Here is a 22,750-nt window from a genome sequence, read left to right as displayed (position 1 = left end):
AACGTCAAATCCGCGCCGCTGGGCGGCACCAGCACCTCGCGTGTGATGTGAAGAAATTGTCGAGTCCCCCGAGCGGAAGATTGGCAGGTCCAATAAAACGACCGAGCCGGCAAACGGTTCCCGCGGGACAGCCGAAAATTGTCAAAAATCGGGCAGGGTTAGCCGCCGGCGGCCTGGCCGGCCAGATACTGCTCCAGCCAGTGGATGTGGTAGTCGCCGTCGATGATCGCGGGCTCCCGCACCAGCGCGCGGAACAGCGGCAGTGTGGTCTCGACCCCCTCGACCACCATCTCGTCCAGTGCCCGCCGCAGCCGCATCAGGCACTCCGCGCGCGTCTTGCCGTGGACGATCAGCTTGCCGACCAGCGAGTCGTAATAGGGAGGGATGACGTAGCCCTGGTAGACCGCCGAATCGATGCGGACGCCAAGGCCGCCGGGCGGATGATACTGCTGGATCCGCCCGGGCGAGGGGCGGAAGGTCACCGGGTTTTCGGCGTTGACGCGGCACTCGATGGAGTGGCCGATGATCGCCACCTCGTCCTGCGTCATCGGCAGGTCGCCGCCGGCGGCAATGCGGATCTGCTCCAGCACCAGATCGATGTCGGTGATCATCTCGGTGACGGGATGCTCGACCTGGATGCGGGTGTTCATCTCGATGAAATAGAACTCGCCATCCTCGTAGAGGAACTCGACGGTGCCGACGCCGAGATATTTCAGCTCCTGCATCGCCTTGGCGACGGTGAGGCCGATCTTCTTGCGCTGGGCGGCGTCGAGCGCCGGCGACGGCCCTTCCTCCCAGACCTTCTGATGGCGACGCTGCAGCGAGCAGTCGCGCTCGCCCAGATGGATCGCGCCGCCGCGGCCGTCGCCGAGCACCTGGATCTCGATATGGCGCGGCTTCTGGAGGTATTTCTCCAGATAGACCGAGGCATCGCCGAACGCGGATTTGGCCTCCGTGGCGGCGGTGGAAAGCGCTATTGCGAGATCTTCCGGCGTCTGTGCGACCTTCATGCCGCGCCCGCCGCCACCGGCGGCCGCCTTCACCAGCACCGGGAAGCCGATCGCTTTCGCGATTGCCATCGCCTCGTCGTCGGAGACGACCGCTCCGTCGGAACCGGGCACCACGGGAATGCCGAGCCGCTTGGCCGTCTTCTTGGCCTCGATCTTGTCGCCCATCAGTCGGATATGCTCGGCCTTCGGCCCGATGAACTGCAGATTGTGGTCGGCGAGGATTTCGGCGAAGCGGGCGTTCTCCGACAGGAAGCCGTAGCCGGGATGCACCGCATCGGCGCCGGTGATCTCGCAGGCCGCAAGCAGGGCGGGAACGTTGAGGTAGCTGTCCTTCGAGGGCGGTGGCCCGATGCAGACGCTTTCGTCGGCAAGCCGTACATGCATCGCGTCGGCGTCCGCGGTGGAATGCACCGCAACCGTGGCGATGCCGAGCTCCTTGCACGCGCGCAGCACGCGGAGCGCAATCTCGCCGCGGTTGGCTATGAGGATCTTGTCGAACATGCGGGTCCCAAGAGGCGAATAGCGAATAGTGAAAAACGAATGGAAAAGCGTGCGTCCCCCTGTTCGCTATTCACGCTCCTATTCGATAATCACCAGCGGCTCGCCGAATTCGACCGGCTGGCCGTCCTCGACAAGGATCTGCGTCACGGTGCCGGCGCGCGGCGAGGGGATCTGGTTCATGGTCTTCATTGCTTCGATGATGAGCAGCGTCTGTCCCACCGAAACCTTGGCGCCGACCTCGATGAATGGCTTCGCGCCCGGCTCCGGCGCCCAATAGGCGGTGCCGACCATCGGCGAGGGCACGACGCCAGGATGTTTGGAGAAATCGACTGGCGCCGCCGCGCCGGCCGGCGTAGCCACCGCCACCGCCGGCGCGAAGGCAGGCACCGAGGCCGCGACGCTTAGGTTGCGCGCGACGCGCACGCGCAGCCCCGAGCGTTCGATCTCGATCTCGCTCAGACTCGTCTCGTCGAGCAGCAGCGCGAGCTCGCGAATGAGAGCGCTGTCGTTGTTTGAAATGGTTGCGGCTGCTTTGTCTTCAGGCTGGCGCGCCATGGTCTCTGATCCGAAAAGCTTAAGGGGGCGGGTGCGTCAGGCTTTTGCCTTGGTACTTGCCTTGCGGCCGATGCGGGCGGCAAGACCATTGATCGCGAGGCGGTAGCCGTCAATCCCGAAGCCGGCGAGGGTGGCGAACGCCGCCATCGCGGTAAAGGAGTGATGGCGGAAGCTCTCGCGGGCATGAATGTTGCTGATGTGCACCTCGACGGTGGGGATTTTCACGGCCGCCAGCGCATCATGCAGCGCGATCGAGGTGTGCGAGTAGCCGCCGGCATTGATGATGATGCCGCAGGCCTTGCGCGCGTGGGCCTCGTGGACGAAATCGATCAATTCGCCCTCGCGGTTGGATTGCCGGCAGTCGGCCTTGAGGCCGAATTGGGCCGCAGTTTCCGCGCACAGCCTTTCGACATCGGCCAGCGTGGCATGACCATAGGTCTCCGGTTCACGGGTTCCCAGCAAGTTGAGGTTGGGCCCGTTGAGCACGTAGATCGTGTCGGTTGTGGTTCTGTCGGTCGAGGTTTTGGCCATCCCAATCCCGGCAATGCGGCGGCGGTGGCGGGGGTTATAGGTAACAACATCGGCAAGGGGAAGCCTCAAGACTGGGCCGAAAGGCCCCCAAATCCCTCATCCGGCTCGGAAAAACCTGTGCAGAACTGGCGTATAGGGGCTGTTAACCAAGCTGAAAGAGGCGGTTGGCGGGCAAGCCTGGGACGACAAAAGGGCGGGCCAAGGCCCGCCCTTTCGCCTCGTGACACTAGAAGCCTCAGGCGTCCAGGACGGCCACGATCTCGAGGGTCCTGGGGTCCACGACCACGATCTGGTCGCGCACCAGGAAGAACTCATAGCCGCGCCATTCCGGATAGACCGAGACGACCTCGGTCGGCAGCGCGTGGAACGTCACGCCCTCGCGCGGCACGCGGGTGCCCACGGCGATCGAGAAGTTGACGTTGGTCACCGGCGCAACGTGCTGGCCGCGGATCACCGTCGTGATCTTGGTGCGTTGCTCCGTGGAGAGCTTGGCGCCCGCGCCGGCCTGACCGGTCGTGGTCTGCGACCGCTCGCCCTGCGCGTTCATGCGATCGCGGTCGGTTGTGCCCTGAGCATTCGTGCGGTCGTGGTCACGGCCCTCGCGGTTCTGCGCGTTCTGATCGCGGTCGCGGCCCTCGCGGTTCTGGGCGGCGTTCTGGTCGCGGTCACGGCCCTCGCGGCCTTCCGCCTTGCCCTCGCGGCCTTCCGCCTTCATGTCCTTGGACGCGCCCTTCTCGTTCTCCGAGCTCATGCTCTTCGACTTCTGGCCGGGCGTGTTCTCTTCGGCGCGCTGGCCCTTGGCGGTGCCCGACTTCTGCTCGGTCTGAGCGGCCTTGTCGCCGGCCGGCGACTTCTGCTCGGTCTGCGACGACTTCATCCCGCCCGACGGTTCTGCCGCGTCACGGTTCGACGGCGCAGCGGAGTTGCCGGTGGAAGGCGCGCTGTGCTGCGTAGTCGCACCACCGCTCGCGCCGCCGGACTCCTTGCTCATGCCAGTTCCCTGCGCATGCGCAAAACCGGCGCCGGCGATCAGCGCCGCCGCAGCAGCCGAAACCAAGAATCGATTCCTCATGAATAATCTCCTCACGTGTTGCATTGCCCGGCGCGACAACGAAACGTGATGTCAGAGGTTCCTGCGTTTCACGGGTTCCGCGGGGTTTGTTTTCTGAACGGGCGATAAAAGCGAAACCCGCGGCAGAGCGCCGCACGCAAATGCAAAAGGCCGGCGCGAACGCCGGCCTTGCACAAAACCGTCTGCGGTTCGTCGGATCGGCGGTCAGCAGGTCGCCTTGCCGCAACGGGCGGCGCTGATCTTCTCCTTCAGCCCGTCGAGCCCGATCGCACCGACCACCACCTGCTTGCCGATCACGTAGCTCGGCGTGCCGTTCATGCCCATCGATTCCGCGAGCTTGAAATTCTCCTCGATGGTCGCCTTGGCTTCGGGGCTTGCCATGTCCTTCTCGATCCGCGCCATGTCGAAGCCGGCATCCTTGGCGGCTGCGAGCGCGCGCGCCTTGTCGGCCTGGCCGCGGCCGCCGAGCAGTTTCTGGTGGAAGTCGAGATATTTCTTGCCGCTCGCATCCTGCATGCGCGCGGCAACCGCGACCTGCGCCGCCTCGATCGAGCCCTGGCTCAGCACCGGGAATTCCTTGAGCACGACCTTCAGCTTCGGATCGCTCTTCATGAGGTCGAGCATGTCGGTCATCGCCCGCTTGCAGTAGCCGCAATTGTAGTCGAAGAACTCGACGAAGGTGACATCGCCGTCCTTGTTGCCGAGCGTGACGCCGCGCGGCGAATTGAAGATCGTGTCGGCGTTCTGCGTGATGGCGGCCTCGTGCTTGGCGGCTTCCGCGGCGGCCTGGCGCTTGCTCAATTCGTTCATCGCCTCTTCGAGCACCTCGGGATGGGCGATCAGGTAGTTCCTGACGATCACCTCGATGTCGCCGCGCTGGGTATCGGTGAAGCTTTGCGCCGAGGCAGGGCCCGTGCCGCAGAGAGCGAGCGCGATCAAGGCGGGGGCGAGCATGCGGAACGAAAGCATTGGCTATTCCTTTGGCAAAGGCCGGTTCGTGCGATAGTCGCCCTGATCGGGGTCGACGCGGGGTTGATCCTAGTTGCTTTTGGCTAGTTACTCTTCTGCCCAGCGGGCATTTTCGCGCTCACAATATCGTCAGCTTTGACCCAGCCGGGGCTGCCGATGGCGAAGCGGGTCTTGGCACGCGACGCAAGGTCGCGGGCGGTCTTGTTGTCGCCGCGCAGGAAGGCGGCCTGGGCCGAAGCGAGGTCGGCCTCCGCATAGTCGCCCTTCTTGCCATAGGCCATCGCGAGCTGGGTGTAACCGAGCGGCGCCTCGGTCTCGCGCGCCACGGCGGCGCGCAGGATGCGGATCGCTTCGTCGGTATAGGCCTTGTTGTCGGTGGCAACGAGCGCCTGGCCGAGCAGCATCTCGATCAGCGGCGCGTTGTTGGAGAGTTGCATGGCCTTGTGCAGCGCCGGGATCGCCTCGGCGGGCCTGCCGGCTTCCAGCAGCGCCTGGCCGCGCAGCTCGTAGAAATAGGGGTTGTTCGGCTCTTTGGCGATCAGGGCGTCGATCTGGGCGAGCGCGTTGCGCATGTCGCCATGCAGATAGGTGGTGATCGCGCGCGCGTAGCGCGCCGGCAGGCTGTCGTTGGAGAGCGGGTAGCGGCGATAGACCGTGTCCTGCCGCTCCATGAACGCGGAGATCTTGGCGCGCATCATGTCATGGCGCTGTTGCAGCGACGGATCGTCCTTCTTGTCCCAATAGGGGCTGGAGCGCGCGAGCCCCTCGAGCGCGGCGACGCGATCGGCCGGCATCGGGTGCGATTGCAGATAGGGATCGGCGCCGCGCGCGGCGAACAGGCTGTCATTGGTGAAGCGGCGGAAGGTGTCGTACATGCCCTTGGGGGACTGGCCGCTGGCGGTCAGGAACTTCACTCCGGCGCGGTCGGCGTTCTCTTCCTGCTGCCGCTGATACGACAACAGCGAGCGGCGAATCATCTCCTGGGGACCGGCGATCGCAGCCGCGCCGGCGTTGGCGAGGCCATTGTTGGCGCCGCTGCGCGCGCCCGCCGCGATCGCGCCGGCGCCGAGCAGCATGGCGATGATCATCTGGGTCTGCGCGTTCGCAAGCTGCTCGCGCAGCTTGGCGAGGTGGCCGCCGGCCAGGTGCCCGGTCTCGTGCGCCAGCACGCCGATGAGCTGGTTCGGCGTCTCCGACTGCATGATCGCGCCGTAATTGACGAAGATGCGGCGGCCATCGGCGACGAAGGCGTTGAAGGAGCTGTCGTTGATGATGACGATCTGGATGTTCTGCTTCTCGAGGCCGGCCGCGCGCAGGATCGGCCTGGTATATTCGCGCAGCAGGGCTTCGGCTTCGGTGTCGCGCAGCACCGGCGGCCCCCTGTTCTCCTGCGCCAGGGCCGGGGCGACCGGCACCAGGGCAAGCGACGCCGCCACCAGAAGGGCGGTCAGGCCGGTGGTCTTCCTGCGAAACGCGAAGCGGAGCAGCATGGAGCAGTCTTTTTGCGACGGTCTTTGACGATCGGCGGCGGGCCGGGTTATGCCCTACAACGGGCTGGAGTTGGGCCCTAACAAGCCGCCGAATGCGGCCAGTCTGGGGCACCAATGCCCTCATTTCTCCGGACATCAGGCGCCGGACGGGATAGCAGAGATCGATGCGCGAAGCGACACCAAGCGAGACCGTCCACCAGCTTGTGACGGCGTCCGCCCGCAGCAATGTTCCGCCGTTCATGGTGATGGACGTGATGGCGGCCGCCGCCCGCATCGAGGCAGCCGGCGGGCAGGTTATCCACATGGAGGTCGGCCAGCCGGCCGCGCCGGCGCCGCGCCGCGCGATTGCCGCCGCGCATGCGGCGCTCGAGGCGGCGCGCATCGACTATACGAGCGCGCTCGGCATCCCCTCGCTGCGCGAGCGGATCGCCCGGCACTACCGGGAGGTCTACGGCCTTGCGCTCGACGCCGAGCGCGTCGTGGTGACCACCGGCTCCTCCGGCGGCTTCATCCTCGCCTTCCTCGCGATGTTCGAGCCCGGTGATCGCGTCGCGGTGACGGTGCCCGGCTATCCGCCGTACCGTCACATCCTGACCGCGCTCGGCTGCGAGCCGGTCCTGATCGAGACCACAAGCGAGACGCGGCATGCGCTGACGGGGGAGGCTCTGCTCGCCGCGCACCGGCAAAAGCCGCTCAAGGGGGTTCTGGTCGGAAGCCCCGCCAATCCGACCGGCACCATGATGTCGCGCGAGGCGCTGTCGAGCCTGATGACGGCGGCACAGGAAGCAGGCATCCGCTTCATTTCCGACGAGATCTATCACGGTCTCGATTATGCGTTCCCCGCGGTGACGGCCGCGGCGCTTTCCGGGCATGCGCTCGTCATCAACTCGTTCTCGAAATATTTCTGCATGACAGGCTGGCGCGTCGGCTGGATGGTGGTGCCACAGGCCCTGGTGCGGCCGATCGAGCGGCTGCAGCAGAATCTCTCGATCTCGGTGCCGACGCTGTCGCAGGTCGCCGCCGAAGCCGCCTTCGAAGGCCGCGAGGAGATGGAGGCGATCAAGCGCGGCTATCTCGAGAACCGGCGCATCCTGATCGAGGGCCTGCCCAAGGCCGGGCTCGCCAGGTTCCTGCCGGCCGACGGCGCGTTCTACCTCTATGCCGACGTCTCCGATTTTACCGCCGACAGTTTCGAATTCGCCAAGCAGATGCTGGAAAAGGCCCATGTGGCGGCAACTCCCGGCCTCGATTTCGACCCCATCCATGGCCGCGCCTTCATCCGCTTCAGCTACGCGCGATCGGCCGACGAGATGCGCGAGGCGGTCGCGCGCATCAAACGCTGGCTTGGATAAACCGGCCGCCTGCTGCCGCCGGGCGCGGGCCGCCATTGACACCGCTTGCCCAATTGATCTTGGCTAGAGCGGTGAAAAAGGATCGCCACCGGCTGGAGCGGGGTCGATCCAGAAATAACAGAGGGGGAATTCGGTCATGGCGACAACGGTCGCGGGCAGCGCGCCGGCTGGTGCGGCAAAACCGTGGTACAGGGTGCTTTATGTTCAGGTGCTGATCGCGATCGTGCTCGGCGTGATCGTCGGCTGGCTGTGGCCGGGGCTTGCCACCAACGACTGGATCAAGGCGCTCGGCGACGGCTTCATCAAGCTGATCAAGATGGTGATCGCGCCGATCATCTTCTGCACCGTGGTTTCCGGCATCGCCCATATCCAGGACGCCAGCAAGGTCGGCCGCGTCGGCATCAAGGCGCTGGTCTATTTCGAGGTGGTCTCCACCTTCGCGCTGGTGATCGGGCTCGTGATGGGCAATCTCATCCAGATCGGCCACGGCCTTGCCGCCAAGCCCGACGCTGCCGCCGTCGCCAGCTACGTCAAACAGGCGGAAGCCCAGAAATCCGTCGATTTCGTTCTCAACATCATTCCCGACAGCGTGGTCGGGGCGCTGGCGCGCGGCGACATCCTGCAGGTGCTGTTGTTCGCAATTCTGTTCGGCTTCGCGCTGATGGCGATGGGCGAGCGCGCGGCGCGGCTGCGCGACATCATCGACGACACCGCGCATGCGGTGTTCGGCGTCATCGGCATCGTCATGAAGGCGGCCCCGCTCGGCGCGTTCGGCGCGATGGCCTACACCATCGGCAAGTTCGGACCCAGTGCGCTCGGCAACCTGGTCGGCCTGATCCTCCTGTTCTACACGACCGCGGCGCTGTTCGTGGTGGTCGTGCTCGGGCTGATCGCGCGCTTCGTCGGCTTCAGCATCTTCAAGTTCATCGCCTACATCAAGGACGAGCTGCTGCTCGTGCTCGGCACGAGCTCGTCCGAAAGCGCACTGCCGCAATTGATGGAAAAGCTCGAACGGCTCGGCTGCTCCAAGCCGGTGGTCGGCCTCGTGGTGCCGACCGGCTATTCCTTCAATCTCGACGGCACCAACATCTACATGACGCTGGCGACCCTGTTCATCGCGCAGGCGCTCGGCGTCGATCTCACCTTCAGCCAGCAACTGACCATCCTGATCGTGGCGATGCTGACCTCGAAGGGCGCGAGCGGCGTCACCGGCGCCGGCTTCATCACGCTCGCCGCGACGCTGTCGGTGGTCAATCCGGTGCTGGTGCCGGGTATGGCGATCGTGTTCTCGATCGACAAGTTCATGAGCGAGGTGCGCGCGCTCACCAACATCACCGGCAACGGCATTGCGACGGTGTTCGTGTCCTGGTGGGAGGGCGAACTCGATCGCGAGCGGCTGCACGCCAATCTCAACAAGCAGGTCGACACCTCCGACCTCGAGACCGCTGTCACGACAGGATAGGCCGGTCGTCCAAAACAAAACCGCCCGGCGCGGTGTCGGCCGGGCGGTTTTCTCTTTGCAGATCCTGTTACTCGCCGCCGCCGCCGAAGCGACGCGACCACCATCCGGCGCGGCGCGTTTGCGGCGCGCTTTCCGGCTCCGGTGCGGCGGCTGGCGCCTCCGGCTCGGCCGTCGGGGCAGGGGCCTCGGCCGCGCTGTGGACGGGCTGCACAGTTGCCGGTTCCGATGGCGCACTGGAGAAGAAGCTCACCTTCTCGCGCACGGTGGAGCGGCGCCGCGCGGCCCTCTCGTCTTGGGCCGATTGCTCTTCCTCCTGCGTCTGCGGCGCCTCCGCAGCGGCAGGCTCGGCCTGCTCCAGCGCCGCGGCATGGGCGACGGGCTCAGGCTGGGCGATTGATGGCGAAGGCTCGCCGGAGCCGCCGTCGAAATCGGCAACCGCATCGGTGGCCTCGGGCGCCGGAGGCGGCGCGAGCTCGTCGGCGATCGATCCGGCCAGCCCCTCATCCATTCCGCCAACGCGCCGCCGCCTGCCACCACGCCGGCCGCGCCGGCGCGACCGTCGGTCGCCCTGCTGCGCGTCGCCGCGCGCCAAACCCGGCTGCTCGTCGCCTTCGTCCTCCTCGGACTCGCCGTCCTCGCCGGCCGCTTCCGCGCCGACATCGGACTCAAGTCGCATGGCATCGTCGTCGCGGGGCTGGGTCGCCTCGCGCCCTTCGGCGCCGCCGCGGCCGCGCCGGCGTCGGCGCCGCCTGCGACGATGGCCGTCGCCGCCGTCATTATCGCCAGCTTCCGACATCTGCTCGGCGACCAGGCCTTCGGTCTCCTCGGTCTCGACTTCGGCTTCGTCCTCGAAGTCGAAGGCTTCCTCGTCGTCGAAGGCCTCTTCCATCGGCGGTGGCGCGGCAGCCGCCTGCGCTGCCAGGAGCGCCTTGGCCGCCTCCAGCGTATGCACCTGCTCGCCGCGATCGATCACATAGGACTGCTGCCCGCTCACGGAGGGGTCGGCGACGATCGAGATGGTGACCTTGAAGGTGTTTTCGAGGTCGCGCAGATGACCGCGCTTGTGGTTCAGCACATAGAGCGCGACGTCGGTGCGGGTGCGGACCACCAGATTGTGGGTCGCGCCTTTCATCAGGACTTCCTCGATACCGCGCAGCAATTGCAGCGCGACCGAGGAAACCGAGCGCACGTGGCCGGTGCCGCCGCATTGCGGGCAGGGCTCGGTCGAGCTTTCCAGCACGGATGCGCGGATGCGCTGGCGCGACATCTCGAGCAGGCCGAAATGCGAGATGCGTCCGACCTGGATGCGCGCGCGATCCTGCCGCAGGCAATCCGAGAGCTTGCGTTCGACCGAGCGGTTGTTGCGCTTCTCGTCCATGTCGATGAAGTCGATCACGATCAGGCCGGCAAGGTCGCGCAGCCGAAGCTGGCGGGCGACTTCCTCCGCCGCCTCGAGATTGGTCTTGAGCGCGGTGTCCTCGATATGATGCTCGCGGGTCGAGCGGCCGGAGTTGACGTCGATCGAGACCAGCGCCTCGGTCTGGTTGATCACGATGTAGCCGCCGGACCGCAGCTGCACGGTCGGCGAGAACATCGCGTCGAGCTGGCTTTCGACGCCCATCCGCGAGAACAGCGGCTGCTGGTCGCGGTAGAGCTTCACCGCGCGGACATTCGAGGGCATCAGCATCTTCATGAAGTCGCGCGCTTCGCGATAGCCGGCCTCGCCTGCGACCAGGATCTCGTCGATCTCCTTGTTGTAGAGGTCGCGCAGCGACCGCTTGATCAGCGAGCCTTCCTCGTAGACCAGGGTCGGCGCCTGCGACTTCAGCGTGAGGTCGCGCACCGTCTCCCACATCCGGATCAGGTATTCGAAGTCGCGCTTGATCTCCGGCTTGGTGCGCGCGGCGCCGGCGGTGCGCAGGATGATGCCCATGCCCTCGGGCACGTCGAGTTCCTGCACCACTTCCTTCAGCCGCGAACGGTCCTGGGCGGAAGTGATCTTGCGGCTGATGCCGCCGCCACGCGCGGTGTTCGGCATCAACACCGCATAGCGGCCGGCGAGCGACAGGTAGGTGGTGAGCGCCGCGCCCTTGTTGCCGCGCTCTTCCTTGACCACCTGCACCAGCATCACCTGCCGGCGCTTGATGACTTCCTGGATCTTGTACTGGCGGCGCGGACGGAAGGGACGCTCCGGCACCTCCTCCAGCACGTCGTCGCCACCGACGGATTCGACGAGTTCCTCTTCTTCCTCCTCGTCGTCCTCCTCGTGCGCTTCCTCGCCCGCGGGCACGGGAAGCAGCAGTTCGCCTTCGGCTGCGGCCGGCGCTTCGGCAACGGATGCGGCCTGACTGTCCTCGGCGTGAACCGCGTTTTCCTCGGCCTGTTCCGCCTCGCTCTGCTCGTCGTGGCCGCCTTCATCGGCATGGGCGGCTTCACGATCGCCGCGCGCCGGTTCCGACGTCGGGGCGACCGAGGCTTCCACCGCGGCGCCCGCCGGCGTCTCGGCATGCGCCGCCGCAGGCGCTATGGCCTCGGATTCATGGTGATCATGGTCGTGATGGTCGTCGTCGTGGTGCGCGTCGTCATAGGCATGGGCCTCGTGCGCGTGGCCCTCGTGGTCGTGGGTGTCGTGGTCATGGGCGTCATGGTCATGGGCGTCATGATCACCCGTATCGTGGTCGTGATGTTCGCCTTCGGCCGCATGCTCGGCGTACGCCGGGGCGCGGTCCTCGTAGGGCTGCGCCCGCGCGGGCGAGCCGTCGACGATTTCGCTCTGGATGCGTTCGCCGCGGTCGCGGCGGCGCGAGTTGCGGTGGCGCGAGCGGCGGCGGCTGGCGCGGTTCTCGCTCTCTTCCTCGGCCTCGCGATGGGCGCGCTCGTCGGCCTCGATCAGCGCCTGACGGTCGGCGACCGGGATCTGGTAGTAGTCGGGATGGATTTCGCTGAAGGCGAGGAAGCCGTGACGGTTGCCGCCGTATTCGATGAAGGCGGCCTGCAGCGACGGTTCGACGCGCGTGACCTTGGCGAGGTAGATATTGCCGCGAAGCTGCTTGCGCTGGGCGGTCTCGAAATCAAACTCTTCGACGCGATTGCCGCGGACCACGACGACCCGGGTCTCTTCCGGGTGGGTGGCATCGATCAACATCTTGTTGGGCATTTTGGAACTCTTGGAGGCGGCGGTCGCTTGCGGCTATGAGCGCGCATCGCGCCGCCGGGGGACGCGACGGTCCACCTGATTCGGGGGTGAGGGGAAGGCCAAAACGCAAGCCGCGGCGCCGCGCCGAGCACGATCCCGACGGAGCAGCGCGGCGCGCAGAGCCTTGGCTCCGCAGCGTCGCGAATGGTCCGGGAATCCTGGTCGGCAACTCAGTCTGGCGCATCGAGCGTCGGCCCGTCTGAATACGTCGGCGGCAGGTAACGGCCGCCGGGTCTGGCGCTGACGACATTCGGGCCTGTCAGTCTCGGCCTTTAGGAAGCCGTGTCGCCTGTCAAAGCCGTCCCCGGTACGAAAGGCCTGGGATCGGACGCCGCTCGGGCTCTGAACCGCCTCACGGGCCGCGCACGGCGCTGGCCTGGGGCGGAAAGACGCTGGAACTGCCCTCATCAGGGGTTCCGGCGCTGCACCGGGAAGCTGAATGCGACACAACCGGAGTAACTAGCCGTCAGCACCCCGTACATACGTGGATTGGCCGGCCCGTGCAAGGGAAGCGTCGCCGTGCTGCAACACTGGCGCTTTTTCCTGTGCTTATTTTTGGCAACCCCGGTAAGCACCGGTTAACCCTGCGGTTCTAATGCGGTAGAAGGGGCCGCCAATGGTGCGGATTTGACGTCTGCCACCCGTTTGCCGCCCTTAGTGCGAACGTCAAAGCTCCATTAGCATCAATGATTTGCTGGTGGTCTTTTGATTCCGACATTCGCAAACGTGCCTCCCCGGTGGGGAGCGAATGTCAGAATCGGACCGCTGGGAGGCCGGGATTCGTTGGCAAGCCGCGCAATTCAACCTGTCTTGCTGGGCTGTGCGCTCTTGTGCGCCGCAGCATTGGTATGCGGTGGTGTTTTCGGTCCCGCGCAGGCGCAGACGGCCCCGATCGCGCACTTTCCTGTCGCCTCCGAAGCACGGCTGGCGGGTGATGCCAGTCAGACCCGATTCATCCTGGACCTCGACCAGGCGGTCCAGTTCCGCGCCTTCACCCTCGGCGATCCCTACCGGGTCGTGGTCGACATCCCCCAGATCGATTTCCGACTGCCGACGGGAATCGGCACGACTGGGCGGGGGCTGATCAAGGCGTTCCGCTACGGGCTGGTGATGCCGGGCGGTTCCCGGATCGTGTTCGACCTGACGGGGCCTGCCAGGATCGCCAGTTCCACCATGCTTGAAGCCGCCAATGGGCAGCCGCCGCGGCTCGTGCTCGAGTTCGAGGCCGTCGACCAGGCGACGTTCAATCAGGGCTCGGGCGAAGCAAAGCCCGAGCTGCGGCCCGCGATCGCTGACGCCAAGGCCGGCGCCACGCCCGCCGCTGCCGCGCCAGCCGCGCAGCTGGCGGATCCACGGCCGGTGATCGTGATCGATCCCGGCCATGGTGGACTCGACAACGGCACGCAGTCGAACGGCGAGACGGAAAAGACCCTGGTGCTCAATTTCGGCCTCGCGCTGCGCGAACGCCTGGAGAAGAGCGGCAAATATCGCGTGGTGATGACCCGCAGCGACGACACCTTCATTCCCCTGAACGATCGGGTGAAGATCGCGCGCGCCCAGTCTGCGGCGCTGTTCGTCTCGATCCATGCCGATGCGCTGCCGCGCCGGGAGGGCGATGCGCAGGGCGCCACGATCTATACGCTGTCCGACAAGGCATCCGACGTGGAAGCCGAGCGCCTCGCGGAGACCGAGAACCGGGCGGATGCGATCGGCGGCGTCAACCTCACCGAGGAGCCGACCGAGGTCGCGGACATCCTGATCGATTTGGCCCAGCGTGAAACCCGCACCTTTTCAAACCGGTTCGCGCGGCTATTGATGAACGAGATGAAGATTGCGGCGCGGATGCACAAGCACCCCTTGAAGTCCGCCGGCTTCCGGGTGCTGAAGGCGCCCGACGTGCCTTCAGTTCTGGTCGAACTCGGCTATGTCTCGAACAAGGGCGACCTCGAACATCTGGTTTCGGACAATTGGCGGGCCAAGACCGCAGCTTCGATGGCGCAGGCGATCGACACTTTCCTGGCGAAGCGGCTGGCGACCGCCTCGCCGGACAAATGAGGAAGCCCTAGTTTGGCCACAGCGGCAGCCCTATAAGGAGGCGCAAGCTGTTCGGAATCGTTGAGGATTCGGCTTAAAGCCAGGATATTGCAGGCTCATATCGCGTGGTCCGTCAGGTTCGCCGGGGCTGGTTTGAGCTGAGGGGCCGCAGGACAGCGGTGCTAAGGGTAGGAACGGAACTTCGGTAATGCGCTTGCTCGTGCGGTTCATGGGTTTCCTGTTTGCCGCGGGAACCGTGGTGTTCTTGGTGGGCGTCGCCGCGGTCGCCGGCGCGATCTGGCATTTCTCCAAGGACCTGCCCGACTACTCGCAGCTCCAGGACTACGAGCCGCCGGTCATGACGCGCGTGCACGCCTCCGACGGCTCGCTGCTCGGCGAATATTCCAAGGAGCGGCGGCTCTATCTGCCGATCCAGGCGGTGCCCAAGCTCGTGATCAACGCGTTTCTCGCCGCCGAAGACAAGAATTTCTACGAGCATGGCGGTATCGACTATTCGGGCATGGCGCGCGCCGCGCTGCTCTATGTGCAGAACTACGGTTCCAACCGCCGCCCGCAGGGCGCCTCCACCATCACCCAGCAGGTCGCGAAGAACTTCCTGCTCACCAACGAGGTGTCGTTCAGCCGCAAGATCAAGGAAGCGCTGCTGGCGATGCGCATCGAGCGCGCCTATTCCAAGGACAAGATCCTCGAGCTCTATCTGAACGAAATCTATCTCGGGCTTGGCGCCTACGGCATCGCGGCGGCCTCGCTGGTCTATTTCGACAAGTCGGTGAATGAGCTCACCATCGCCGAGGCCTCCTATCTCGCCTCGCTGCCGAAGGCGCCGGCGGCGCTGCACCCGGTGCGCAACCGCGACCGCGCCATCGAGCGCCGCAACTACGTGATCGACCGCCTCCTCGAAAACGGCTGGATCAAGCAGGCCGACGCCGACAAGGCGCGCAAGGAAGGGCTCAACGTCACCAACCGCGCCAACGGCGCGCACACCTTCGCCGGCGAATATTTCGCCGAGGAAGTGCGCCGCGACCTGTTCGAGCGCTATGGCGAGAAGAAGCTCTACGAAGGCGGCCTCTCGGTCCGCGCCACGCTCGATCCGAAGGTCCAGGTGATGGCGCGCAAGACCATGGCGGCCGGTATCGTCAATTATGACGAAGGGCAGGGCTGGCGCGGTCCGGTCAGCAAGCTCGACATTTCCGGCGATTGGGGTGTCAAGCTCGCCGACGTCAAGTCGCTGTCCGACATCTCGCCATGGCGAATGGCCGTGGTGCTGGAGACCAGCGACCAGTCCGCCCGCATCGGCTTCCAGCCCGGCCGCGAGCTCGGCGGCGCCGTCAGCAAGGAGCGGCAGACCGGCCTGATCGCGCTCGAAGGCGTGAAGTGGGCCAAATCCAAGGGCCGCGCGCCGACCGCGGTCTCGCAGGTGCTCTCGCCTGGCGACGTGATCTATGCCGACCCGCTGTTCAAGGACGGCAGCCCGGTCGAAGGCCAGTACCGCTTGAGGCAGTTGCCCGAAGTGTCCGGCGCGATGGTGGTGATGGACCCCTGGACCGGCCGCGTGCTCGCAATGGTCGGCGGCTTCTCCTTCGACCAGAGCCAGTTCAACCGGGCAACCCAGGCCTACCGGCAGCCCGGCTCGTCGTTCAAGCCGATCGTCTACTCGGCCGCGCTCGACAACGGCTATACGCCGTCGACTCAGGTCGTCGACGCCCCGATCGAAATCGACCAGGGGCAGGGCGGGGGCGTCTGGCGCCCGGAAAACTTCTCGTCCGGCAAGTACCAGGGTCCTACCACCCTGCGGAACGCGCTGCGGCTGTCGCTCAATACCGTGACCGTGCGGCTCGCGCAGGACATCGGCATGCCCCTGATCGGCGAATACGCCAAGCGCTTCGGCGTCTATGACGAATTGCCGAACTATCTCTCCTATGCGCTCGGCGCCGGCGAAACCACTGTCATGCGTATGGTCACCGCCTATTCCATGATCGCCAATGGCGGACGGCGCGTGAAGCCGACCCTGATCGACCGCATCCAGGACCGCTACGGCCACACCATCTTCAAGCACGACGCGCGCGAATGCCGCGGCTGCGACGCGCCCGGCGGCTGGAAGAACCAGACCGAGCCGCAGCTCGTCGACCGGCGCGAGCAGGTGCTCGACGCCATGACCGCCTACCAGATGACCTCGATGCTGGAAGGTGTGGTGCAGGCGGGCACTGCGACCGCGGTCAAGGAGGTTGGCAAGCCGATCGCCGGCAAGACCGGCACCACCAACGAGGCAAAGGACGCCTGGTTCATCGGCTTCTCGCCCGACATCGTGGTCGGCATCTATCTCGGCTATGACAAGCCGCGCCCGCTCGGCCGTGGCAATGCCGCGACCGGCGGCCATCTCGCCGCGCCGATCGCGCGCGACTTCCTGAAACTGGCGCTCGCCGACAAACCGCCGGTCCCCTTCAAGATTCCTGCCGGGATCAAGCTGATCCGCGTCGATGCCAAGTCCGGCATGCGCGTCGGTCCCGGAGATACCGGGCGGACGATCATGGAAGCCTTCAAGCCGGGCACGGCGCCGCCGGATAGCAGCTACGTGGCCGACGCTGACGGCCGCACCCTTATGCCGCAGGGCGTGACGCCCGATGCCGGCTCGATCATGCGGCCGGGCACCGGCAGCCTGTATTAGTTGACGGAAAAGCCTCAAGGCGGCGGTGGGGCGATTGCGCTTTTGCCCGCGCGCCGCTACATCCGCCTTCATCATCGCAAGCCAGCCAAGACGAGACCATGCGCGCCGAAGTCGAACGCCTAGTTGAAGAGATCAAGCAGTCAGTCGGGCTGCTGAGGAGGCATCTTTGACGTCGAGAAATCGACGGCGCGCCTCGCCGAGCTGAACAAGCTCGCCGAAGATCCCAATCTCTGGAACGATCCGCAGAAGGCCCAGAAGCTGATGCAGGAGCGCACCTCGCTGGAGGACGCGCTGGCCGGCATCGGCAAGGTCGAGCGTGAGCTCGAGGACAATGTCGGCATGATCGAGCTCGGCGAGGCCGAGAACGACGAGGGCGTCGTCGCGGAGGCCGAAACCGCGCTGAAGAACCTGAAGAAGGAAGTGGCGCGGCGCGAGCTCGAGGCGCTGTTGTCGGGCGAGGCCGATCGGCTGGATTCCTATCTCGAAGTGCATGCCGGCGCCGGCGGCACCGAAAGCCAGGACTGGGCCGAGATGCTGCTCCGCATGTATACGCGCTGGGCGGAGAAGCACGGCTTCAAGGTTGAGTTTCTCGAGGAATCCCAGGGTGAAGAGGCCGGCATCAAATCCGCCACCATCCAGATCTCGGGCCATAACGCCTATGGCTGGCTGAAGACGGAAGCCGGCGTGCACCGCCTGGTACGGATATCGCCGTTCGATTCCAACGCGCGGCGGCACACCTCATTTTCCTCGGTCGCGATCTTTCCGGTCATCGACGACAGCATCAAGATCGACATCAAGGAATCCGACGTGCGCACCGATACCATGCGCTCGGGCGGGGCCGGCGGCCAGCACGTCAACAAGACGGAGTCGGCGGTGCGGCTCACCCATATCCCGACCGGCATTGCGGTGGTCTGCCAGGCTGGCCGCTCGCAGCATAAGAACCGGGCGCAGGCCTGGGACATGCTGCGCGCACGTCTGTACGAAATTGAGCTGAAGAAGCGCGAGGAGAAGGCCGCCGCCGACCAGGCCGCCAAGACCGATATCGGTTGGGGCCACCAGATCCGCTCCTACGTGCTGCAGCCCTATCAGATGGTGAAGGACCTGCGCACCGGCGTGCAGACATCCGACACGTCAGGCGTGCTCGACGGCGACCTCGACGAGTTCATGGCTGCGACATTGGCGCAGCGCGCCTTCGGCACGCCCGGCGCGGTCGAGGATGTCGAGTGATGACGCGCATCGCGTTCATCGGGCTCGGCCGCATGGGCCACGGCATGGCGCGCCGCTACATCGATGCCGGATTTACCGTTGCGCTGTGGAATCGGAGCAGGTCCAAGGCGGAAGACCTGATTGCACGCGGCGCGCATTGGGCGACCTCGCCGGAGGATGCCGCCATCGATGCGGATGCCGTCGTCACCATGGTCGCCGACGACGAGGCGTCGCGCCGGGTCTGGCTCGGCAAGGACGGCGCGGCGAACAGCATGAAAGCCGGCACGCTCGCGATCGAATGCTCGACGGTCTCGCACGCCCACGCGCTCGACATGGCGCGCGAATTCGAGGGCCGCGGCCTGATCTATATCGACAGCCCCGTCACCGGCCTGCCGGACGCCGCGGCCGCCGGCAAGCTGACGCTCCTGGTCGGCGCCGATGCGGCCGATCTCGACCGCGCGCAGCCCTATCTCGCGCCGCTTGCCAGCACGATCAGGCATTTCGGCGGCGTCGGCAACGGCACGATCTACAAGCTGATCAACAATCTGATGGGCGCGATCCAGATCGCTGGCGTTGCCGAAGGGCTTGCGATCGCCGAACAGGCGGGCCTCGACATGAAGCAGGTCGTGGAGGCGATCGAGACCGGCGTCGCCGCAAGCCCGCAGGTGATCCGCCATTCCAGGCGAATGGCGGCGCGCAATTTTGCGGGGGCCAATTTCACCGCCGCGCTGCGCCACAAGGATGCCGCCTACGCCGTCGCGCTTGCCGAGAGCCTGCTGTCGAGCGAGCCGCTGATGGGCCGCGCCGCGGTTGCTGCCTACGAGCGGGCCAAGGCGCACGCCCCCGACGACGACGAAGGCAAGATGATCGAGATCGTGTCGCGGCCGAAATAGGCAAACGGAAATCGGGTGGGCGATCCGCCTGGCCGATGCGACCATGGCGGGATGACGACAGCCGTTACCCTGGACAAGGACGGCGCGATCGACGCCCGCGACTGGTCGCTGCTTGCCGTACTCTCGGTATTGTGGGGCGGCTCGTTCTTCTTCAACGGTGTGATCGTGCGGGAGCTGCCGCCCTTGACGGTGGTGCTGCTGCGCGTGGTGCTTGCGGCGCTCCTGCTCGCGCCGCTGTTGCCGCTCTATCGCCTCCGCCTGCCGCGGTCCTGGCCGGCCTGGCGGCCATTCTTCGCCATCGCGCTTCTCAACAACGTGCTGCCGTTCTCGCTGATCGTGACCGGGCAGACCATCGTCACCAGCGGGCTTGCCTCCATCCTCAACGCGACCACGCCGCTGTTCACGCTGGCGGTGATGGCGATCGCCGGCGAGGAGAGGCTGAACGGGCGCCGCGCAGCCGGGATCGTCATTGGCCTGATCGGAGTGATCATCCTGCACGGTGACGCCCTCGGTTTTGAGAGCCGGCAAAGCCTCGGCATCCTGCTTTGCCTCGCCGCGGCGGCAAGCTATGGGCTCGCCGCGCTCTATGCGCGCCGGCATCTTGCGACATCGCCGCCGCTTGCGACCGCGACCTTCCAGATGATGGCCTCGGCCGTGATGATGATCCCGGTCGCGGGCGTCATCGAGCAGCCCTGGCGGCTGCCGATGCCGGGCGCCACGACGTGGCTCGCGGTGATCGGGCTGGCAACGTTGTCGACCGCGCTCGCCTATCTCGTCTTCTTCCAGATCCTGCGCCGTTCCGGGGCCACCAACGTCATGCTGGTGACGCTGCTGATCCCGATAACCGCGCTCCTGCTTGGCTCGCTGGCGCTCGGCGAGCCGATCGCCGCGCGCGAGATCATAGGCGCCGCCGTGATCGCGAGCGCGCTACTCCTGATCGACGGTCGCGTGCTCGCGCTCCTGCGCCGCTGATCCCGGCGGAACTGCGTTGATCCGGCGGCACCGTGCGAAAAACACCGGGCTTGCCAGCCTCCGCGCCAGTTGCGACACTTCCGGCAAAACAACAAAAGTACTGGGAGAGGAACGATGCTGGCTCGCACCTCATGCTGGATGGCCTTGACCGCGCTCGCCGCTGCGGCGCTGATGACGCCGGCCGCGGCGCAAAAGCAATACGACCCGGGCGCCAGCGATACCGAGATCAGGATCGGCAACATCATGCCCTATAGCGGGCCGGCCTCGTCCTATGGCGTGATCGGCAAGACCGAGGCGGCTTTCTTCGCCATGATCAACGCCGAAGGCGGCATCAACGGCCGCAAGGTCAACTTCATCTCCTATGACGACGCCTATTCGCCCCCGAAGGCGATCGAGCAGGCGCGCAAGCTCGTCGAGAGCGACGAGGTGCTCCTGATCTTCCAGCCGCTCGGCACACCCTCCAATTCCGCGATCATGAAATACATGAACGCCAAGCGGGTGCCGCAGCTCTTCGTGGCGTCAGGCGCGACCAAATTCGGCGATCCCCGGAATTTCCCCTGGACCATGGGCTTTCAGCCCAATTACCAGAGCGAGGGGCGGATCTACGCGAAGTACATCCTGGAGCATTTCCCGGACAGCAAGATCGCGGTGTTCTGGCAGAACGACGATGCCGGCAAGGACCAGGTGAAGGGGCTGCGCGACGGGCTCGGCGACAAGGTCGGCATGATCATCGCCGACAAGTCCTACGAGGTGAGCGATCCCTCGATCGATTCCCAGATCGTGGCGCTGCATGATTCCGGCGCCGACATCTTCTTCTCCTGGGCGGCGCCGAAGGGATCGGCGCAGGCGATCCGGAAAGTGGGCGAGCTCGGCTGGAAGCCGAAATTCTTCCTCGCTAACACCGCAACCTCAGTGGCGTCCGTGCTCAAGCCTGCCGGACTGAACAATGCCAAGGACATCATCTCGACGGCCTACTTCAAGGACCCGACCGATCCGCGCTGGAACGACGATCCCGGCGTGAACAAGTGGCGCGCCTTCATGGACAAATATTATCCCGACGGCGACAAGAGCAACGCCAACAACGCCTATGCCTACGTGGAATCGCAGGCGATGGTGCAGGTGCTGAAACAGTGCGGCGACAACCTCACCCGCGAGAACGTCATGAAGCAGGCCGCCAACCTGAAGGATTTCACCAGCGACATGCTGCTGCCGGGGATCACCATCAACACCTCGCCCGATGATTATTTCCCGATCGAGCAGATGCAGCTGATGCGCTTCAATGGCGAGACCTGGGAATTATTCGGCGACGTCATCACCGGCGAGGTCGGGCACCAGATCGGCAACTAGCCCGAGCTCAACCGCACGCCGGCGCGCAGGAATTTCTGCGGGTCGACCGCTTCGCCGTCGATCCGCGTCTCGTAATGCAGATGCGGGCCGGTCGAGCGGCCGGTCGAGCCGACCTCGCCGATCACCTGGCCGATCTTCACGATGTCGCCAACCTTGACGTTGATCTCGGAGAGATGGCCGTAACGCGTCGAGAGGCCGTTGCCATGATCGACCTCGACCATGCGGCCATAGCCGCCGGCCCAGCCTGAGGACACCACCTTGCCGTTGGCGGTGGCGCGCACGGGATCGCCGGTGGCGGCTCGGAAATCGAGGCCGGTATGCATCGCGGGGCGGCCGAGGAACGGATCGCTGCGCACGCCGAAGCCGCTCGTGAATTCGACTTCGCCGACCACGGGCTTGCGGTAGGGCACCAGCGCCAGCGTGCGGTTCAGCCGGTCCACCTGGGCGCGCGTGAGGTTGATGCGGTAGAGCTGGCGCTCGAACGCGCCGGCGTCGGGGCCGAGCTTGACCGGAACGAACGGGCCGCCCATCGGTGCGCGCGGCGTCGCGGCTTCCAGTTGCGCGAGGTCGAGGCCGAGGTCGCTGATGACGCCTCGCATGCGCCGCACGCGCGATTCCATGCTGTCCTCGGCGGCGTTCAGCGCCGCCATCTGGCGGCTCTCGACCTGATCGAGCGAGTTCTGCAGGCGGACCAGCGCGCTGTCGACGCCCTGATTCTTGGCAAAGCGGTTCGGCGCGGGCTGCGCCACGATCGGCGCCCGCGATTCCAGGCGGGCCTCGCGATCGGGCGGGGCCACGAAGATCACGGTGTCGTTGATCGGCGACGGCTTCGGCGTGGTTGTCGTCGGCTCGGCGGCGGCGCCACGCGAGGGCATCTTGATCGAGCCGGTGACGTCGGGCATGGCGCCAAGCGCGGTGGCGCGCGATTCCAGCGCCGTCTGGCGACGCATGATCTGATCGAGCTTCTGGTCGAACTGCTCCTGGTCGAGCAGTTGGCGGCTCGTGGTGCGGTCGACCTTGGCGCGCAGCTCGGCGATGCGGTCCTCATAGGCGTATTGCATCTCGGCCTGGCGCGCGATCAGGCGCGTCAGCACGTCGTCGCGGAAGGCGAAATAGGTCGCGGTCGCCGCCGACCACATTCCGAGCAGCGTCACCGTGCCGACCACGATCCAGAACAGCACCGGGCCGATCCGCACCTGCTTTCCGGCATGTGCGATGGTGTAGCCGTCCTGCGCGTCGGCCGCGCGCGAAGCTGAACCGCGCGGCTCGGCCGTCCGAGGGCGGAACGGCCGGCCGTGGTCATGCGGGTGGCGCTGGTGATACTCGGCGTGTTGACCGGAACGGTTCGACATCGGCACTCCCGCGCCGGTCGGAGACGAGTTCCGTACGGCTCAAATGGTACAGCCGATTTGAGCCATTCATGGTTAATTTTCCGGAAATGGGGCCCTAAAGCGCGATGGCTTTAGATTAAAGC

The 22,750-nt window shown here is 65.9% G+C and carries 16 protein-coding genes; 8 read left to right on the top strand and 8 right to left on the bottom strand.

The window, feature by feature from the left end:
• Positions 1–158: 158 nt before the first annotated feature.
• From accC to QOU61_RS20280, 6 genes are all read right to left on the bottom strand, one after another.
• Positions 159–1,511 (bottom strand): acetyl-CoA carboxylase biotin carboxylase subunit, encoded by a 1,353-nt coding sequence (gene accC / locus QOU61_RS20305; RefSeq protein WP_289652980.1) that lies wholly within the window; start codon positions 1,509–1,511, stop codon positions 159–161.
• Positions 1,512–1,589: 78 nt separating this feature from the next.
• Positions 1,590–2,066, bottom strand: a complete 477-nt coding sequence (gene accB / locus QOU61_RS20300) for an acetyl-CoA carboxylase biotin carboxyl carrier protein (RefSeq protein ID WP_289652979.1) — start codon at positions 2,064–2,066, stop codon at positions 1,590–1,592.
• Positions 2,067–2,102: 36 nt separating this feature from the next.
• Entirely contained in the window at positions 2,103–2,597 is a 495-nt protein-coding gene (aroQ, locus tag QOU61_RS20295) for a type II 3-dehydroquinate dehydratase (protein WP_289652978.1), read from the bottom strand.
• Between the two features lie 235 nt (positions 2,598–2,832).
• Positions 2,833–3,669 carry a DUF1236 domain-containing protein gene (locus tag QOU61_RS20290; RefSeq protein ID WP_289652977.1) on the bottom strand — a complete coding sequence of 279 codons (837 nt, stop codon included), beginning with the start codon at positions 3,667–3,669 and terminating at the stop codon, positions 2,833–2,835.
• 204 nt (positions 3,670–3,873) lie between these two features.
• Complete coding sequence (locus QOU61_RS20285) at positions 3,874–4,638, bottom strand: DsbA family protein (protein ID WP_289652976.1); 765 nt, start codon at positions 4,636–4,638, stop codon at positions 3,874–3,876.
• A gap of 83 nt (positions 4,639–4,721) precedes the next feature.
• A complete protein-coding gene (locus QOU61_RS20280; RefSeq protein WP_289652975.1) occupies positions 4,722–6,128 on the bottom strand; it encodes a M48 family metalloprotease in 1,407 nt (468 codons plus the stop codon).
• 164 nt (positions 6,129–6,292) lie between these two features.
• Here QOU61_RS20280 and QOU61_RS20275 point away from each other — a divergent pair, with 164 nt between their 5' ends.
• Both QOU61_RS20275 and dctA read left to right on the top strand, forming a co-directional pair.
• Positions 6,293–7,480, top strand: a complete 1,188-nt coding sequence (locus QOU61_RS20275) for a pyridoxal phosphate-dependent aminotransferase (protein WP_289652974.1) — start codon at positions 6,293–6,295, stop codon at positions 7,478–7,480.
• A 136-nt stretch (positions 7,481–7,616) separates the two neighbouring features.
• Entirely contained in the window at positions 7,617–8,942 is a 1,326-nt protein-coding gene (dctA, locus tag QOU61_RS20270; RefSeq protein ID WP_289652973.1) for a C4-dicarboxylate transporter DctA, read from the top strand.
• Between the two features lie 67 nt (positions 8,943–9,009).
• Here dctA and QOU61_RS20265 read toward each other — a convergent pair whose 3' ends face one another.
• Complete coding sequence (locus tag QOU61_RS20265; RefSeq protein ID WP_289652972.1) at positions 9,010–12,099, bottom strand: Rne/Rng family ribonuclease; 3,090 nt, start codon at positions 12,097–12,099, stop codon at positions 9,010–9,012.
• Positions 12,100–12,921: 822 nt separating this feature from the next.
• Between QOU61_RS20265 and QOU61_RS20260 the strand changes: the two genes are divergently transcribed.
• The 6 genes from QOU61_RS20260 (at position 12,922) to QOU61_RS20235 (ending at position 21,276) form a co-directional block, all read left to right on the top strand.
• The gene (locus QOU61_RS20260; protein ID WP_289652971.1) at positions 12,922–14,193 is read left to right on the top strand and encodes an N-acetylmuramoyl-L-alanine amidase; all 1,272 of its coding nucleotides are present in this window, start codon (positions 12,922–12,924) and stop codon (positions 14,191–14,193) included.
• 187 nt (positions 14,194–14,380) lie between these two features.
• The gene (locus QOU61_RS20255) at positions 14,381–16,858 is read left to right on the top strand and encodes a penicillin-binding protein 1A (RefSeq protein WP_289652970.1); all 2,478 of its coding nucleotides are present in this window, start codon (positions 14,381–14,383) and stop codon (positions 16,856–16,858) included.
• Between the two features lie 98 nt (positions 16,859–16,956).
• A protein-coding gene (gene prfB, locus QOU61_RS20250; RefSeq protein ID WP_289652969.1) for a peptide chain release factor 2 occupies positions 16,957–18,085 on the top strand; the annotation gives its coding sequence in 2 pieces (ribosomal slippage) (positions 16,957–17,025 and positions 17,027–18,085; 1,128 coding nt in all).
• On the top strand, positions 18,085–18,957 hold the full coding sequence (locus QOU61_RS20245) for an NAD(P)-dependent oxidoreductase (protein WP_289652968.1): 873 nt from the start codon (positions 18,085–18,087) through the stop codon (positions 18,955–18,957). The genes prfB and QOU61_RS20245 overlap by 1 nt, the downstream gene beginning before the upstream one ends.
• Positions 18,958–19,008: 51 nt before the next feature.
• Positions 19,009–19,929 carry a DMT family transporter gene (locus tag QOU61_RS20240; protein ID WP_289652967.1) on the top strand — a complete coding sequence of 307 codons (921 nt, stop codon included), beginning with the start codon at positions 19,009–19,011 and terminating at the stop codon, positions 19,927–19,929.
• Positions 19,930–20,043: 114 nt separating this feature from the next.
• Positions 20,044–21,276 (top strand): ABC transporter substrate-binding protein, encoded by a 1,233-nt coding sequence (locus tag QOU61_RS20235; protein WP_289652966.1) that lies wholly within the window; start codon positions 20,044–20,046, stop codon positions 21,274–21,276.
• On the opposite strand, the gene QOU61_RS20230 is transcribed toward QOU61_RS20235, so the two are convergent.
• The gene (locus QOU61_RS20230) at positions 21,273–22,628 is read right to left on the bottom strand and encodes a M23 family metallopeptidase (protein WP_289652965.1); all 1,356 of its coding nucleotides are present in this window, start codon (positions 22,626–22,628) and stop codon (positions 21,273–21,275) included. The two genes, QOU61_RS20235 and QOU61_RS20230, sit on opposite strands and share 4 nt — an antisense overlap.
• Positions 22,629–22,750 lie beyond the last annotated feature (122 nt).

This window comes from Bradyrhizobium sp. NP1, from assembly GCF_030378205.1.
Lineage (GTDB): Bacteria > Pseudomonadota > Alphaproteobacteria > Rhizobiales > Xanthobacteraceae > Bradyrhizobium.
This window is presented reverse-complemented; position numbering and strand designations above follow the sequence as displayed.

Bases quoted from the DNA above. Each gene is read 5' to 3' on its own strand.
- accC (WP_289652980.1), bottom strand. From the start codon at position 1,511: ATGTTCGACAAGATCCTCATAGCCAACCGCGGCGAGATTGCGCTCCGC.
- accB (WP_289652979.1), bottom strand. From the start codon at position 2,066: ATGGCGCGCCAGCCTGAAGACAAAGCAGCCGCAACCATTTCAAACAAC.
- aroQ (WP_289652978.1), bottom strand. From the start codon at position 2,597: ATGGCCAAAACCTCGACCGACAGAACCACAACCGACACGATCTACGTG.
- QOU61_RS20290 (WP_289652977.1), bottom strand. From the start codon at position 3,669: ATGAGGAATCGATTCTTGGTTTCGGCTGCTGCGGCGGCGCTGATCGCC.
- QOU61_RS20285 (WP_289652976.1), bottom strand. From the start codon at position 4,638: ATGCTTTCGTTCCGCATGCTCGCCCCCGCCTTGATCGCGCTCGCTCTC.
- QOU61_RS20280 (WP_289652975.1), bottom strand. From the start codon at position 6,128: ATGCTGCTCCGCTTCGCGTTTCGCAGGAAGACCACCGGCCTGACCGCC.
- QOU61_RS20275 (WP_289652974.1), top strand. From the start codon at position 6,293: ATGCGCGAAGCGACACCAAGCGAGACCGTCCACCAGCTTGTGACGGCG.
- dctA (WP_289652973.1), top strand. From the start codon at position 7,617: ATGGCGACAACGGTCGCGGGCAGCGCGCCGGCTGGTGCGGCAAAACCG.
- QOU61_RS20265 (WP_289652972.1), bottom strand. From the start codon at position 12,099: ATGCCCAACAAGATGTTGATCGATGCCACCCACCCGGAAGAGACCCGG.
- QOU61_RS20255 (WP_289652970.1), top strand. From the start codon at position 14,381: ATGCGCTTGCTCGTGCGGTTCATGGGTTTCCTGTTTGCCGCGGGAACC.
- QOU61_RS20245 (WP_289652968.1), top strand. From the start codon at position 18,085: ATGACGCGCATCGCGTTCATCGGGCTCGGCCGCATGGGCCACGGCATG.
- QOU61_RS20240 (WP_289652967.1), top strand. From the start codon at position 19,009: ATGACGACAGCCGTTACCCTGGACAAGGACGGCGCGATCGACGCCCGC.
- QOU61_RS20235 (WP_289652966.1), top strand. From the start codon at position 20,044: ATGCTGGCTCGCACCTCATGCTGGATGGCCTTGACCGCGCTCGCCGCT.
- QOU61_RS20230 (WP_289652965.1), bottom strand. From the start codon at position 22,628: ATGTCGAACCGTTCCGGTCAACACGCCGAGTATCACCAGCGCCACCCG.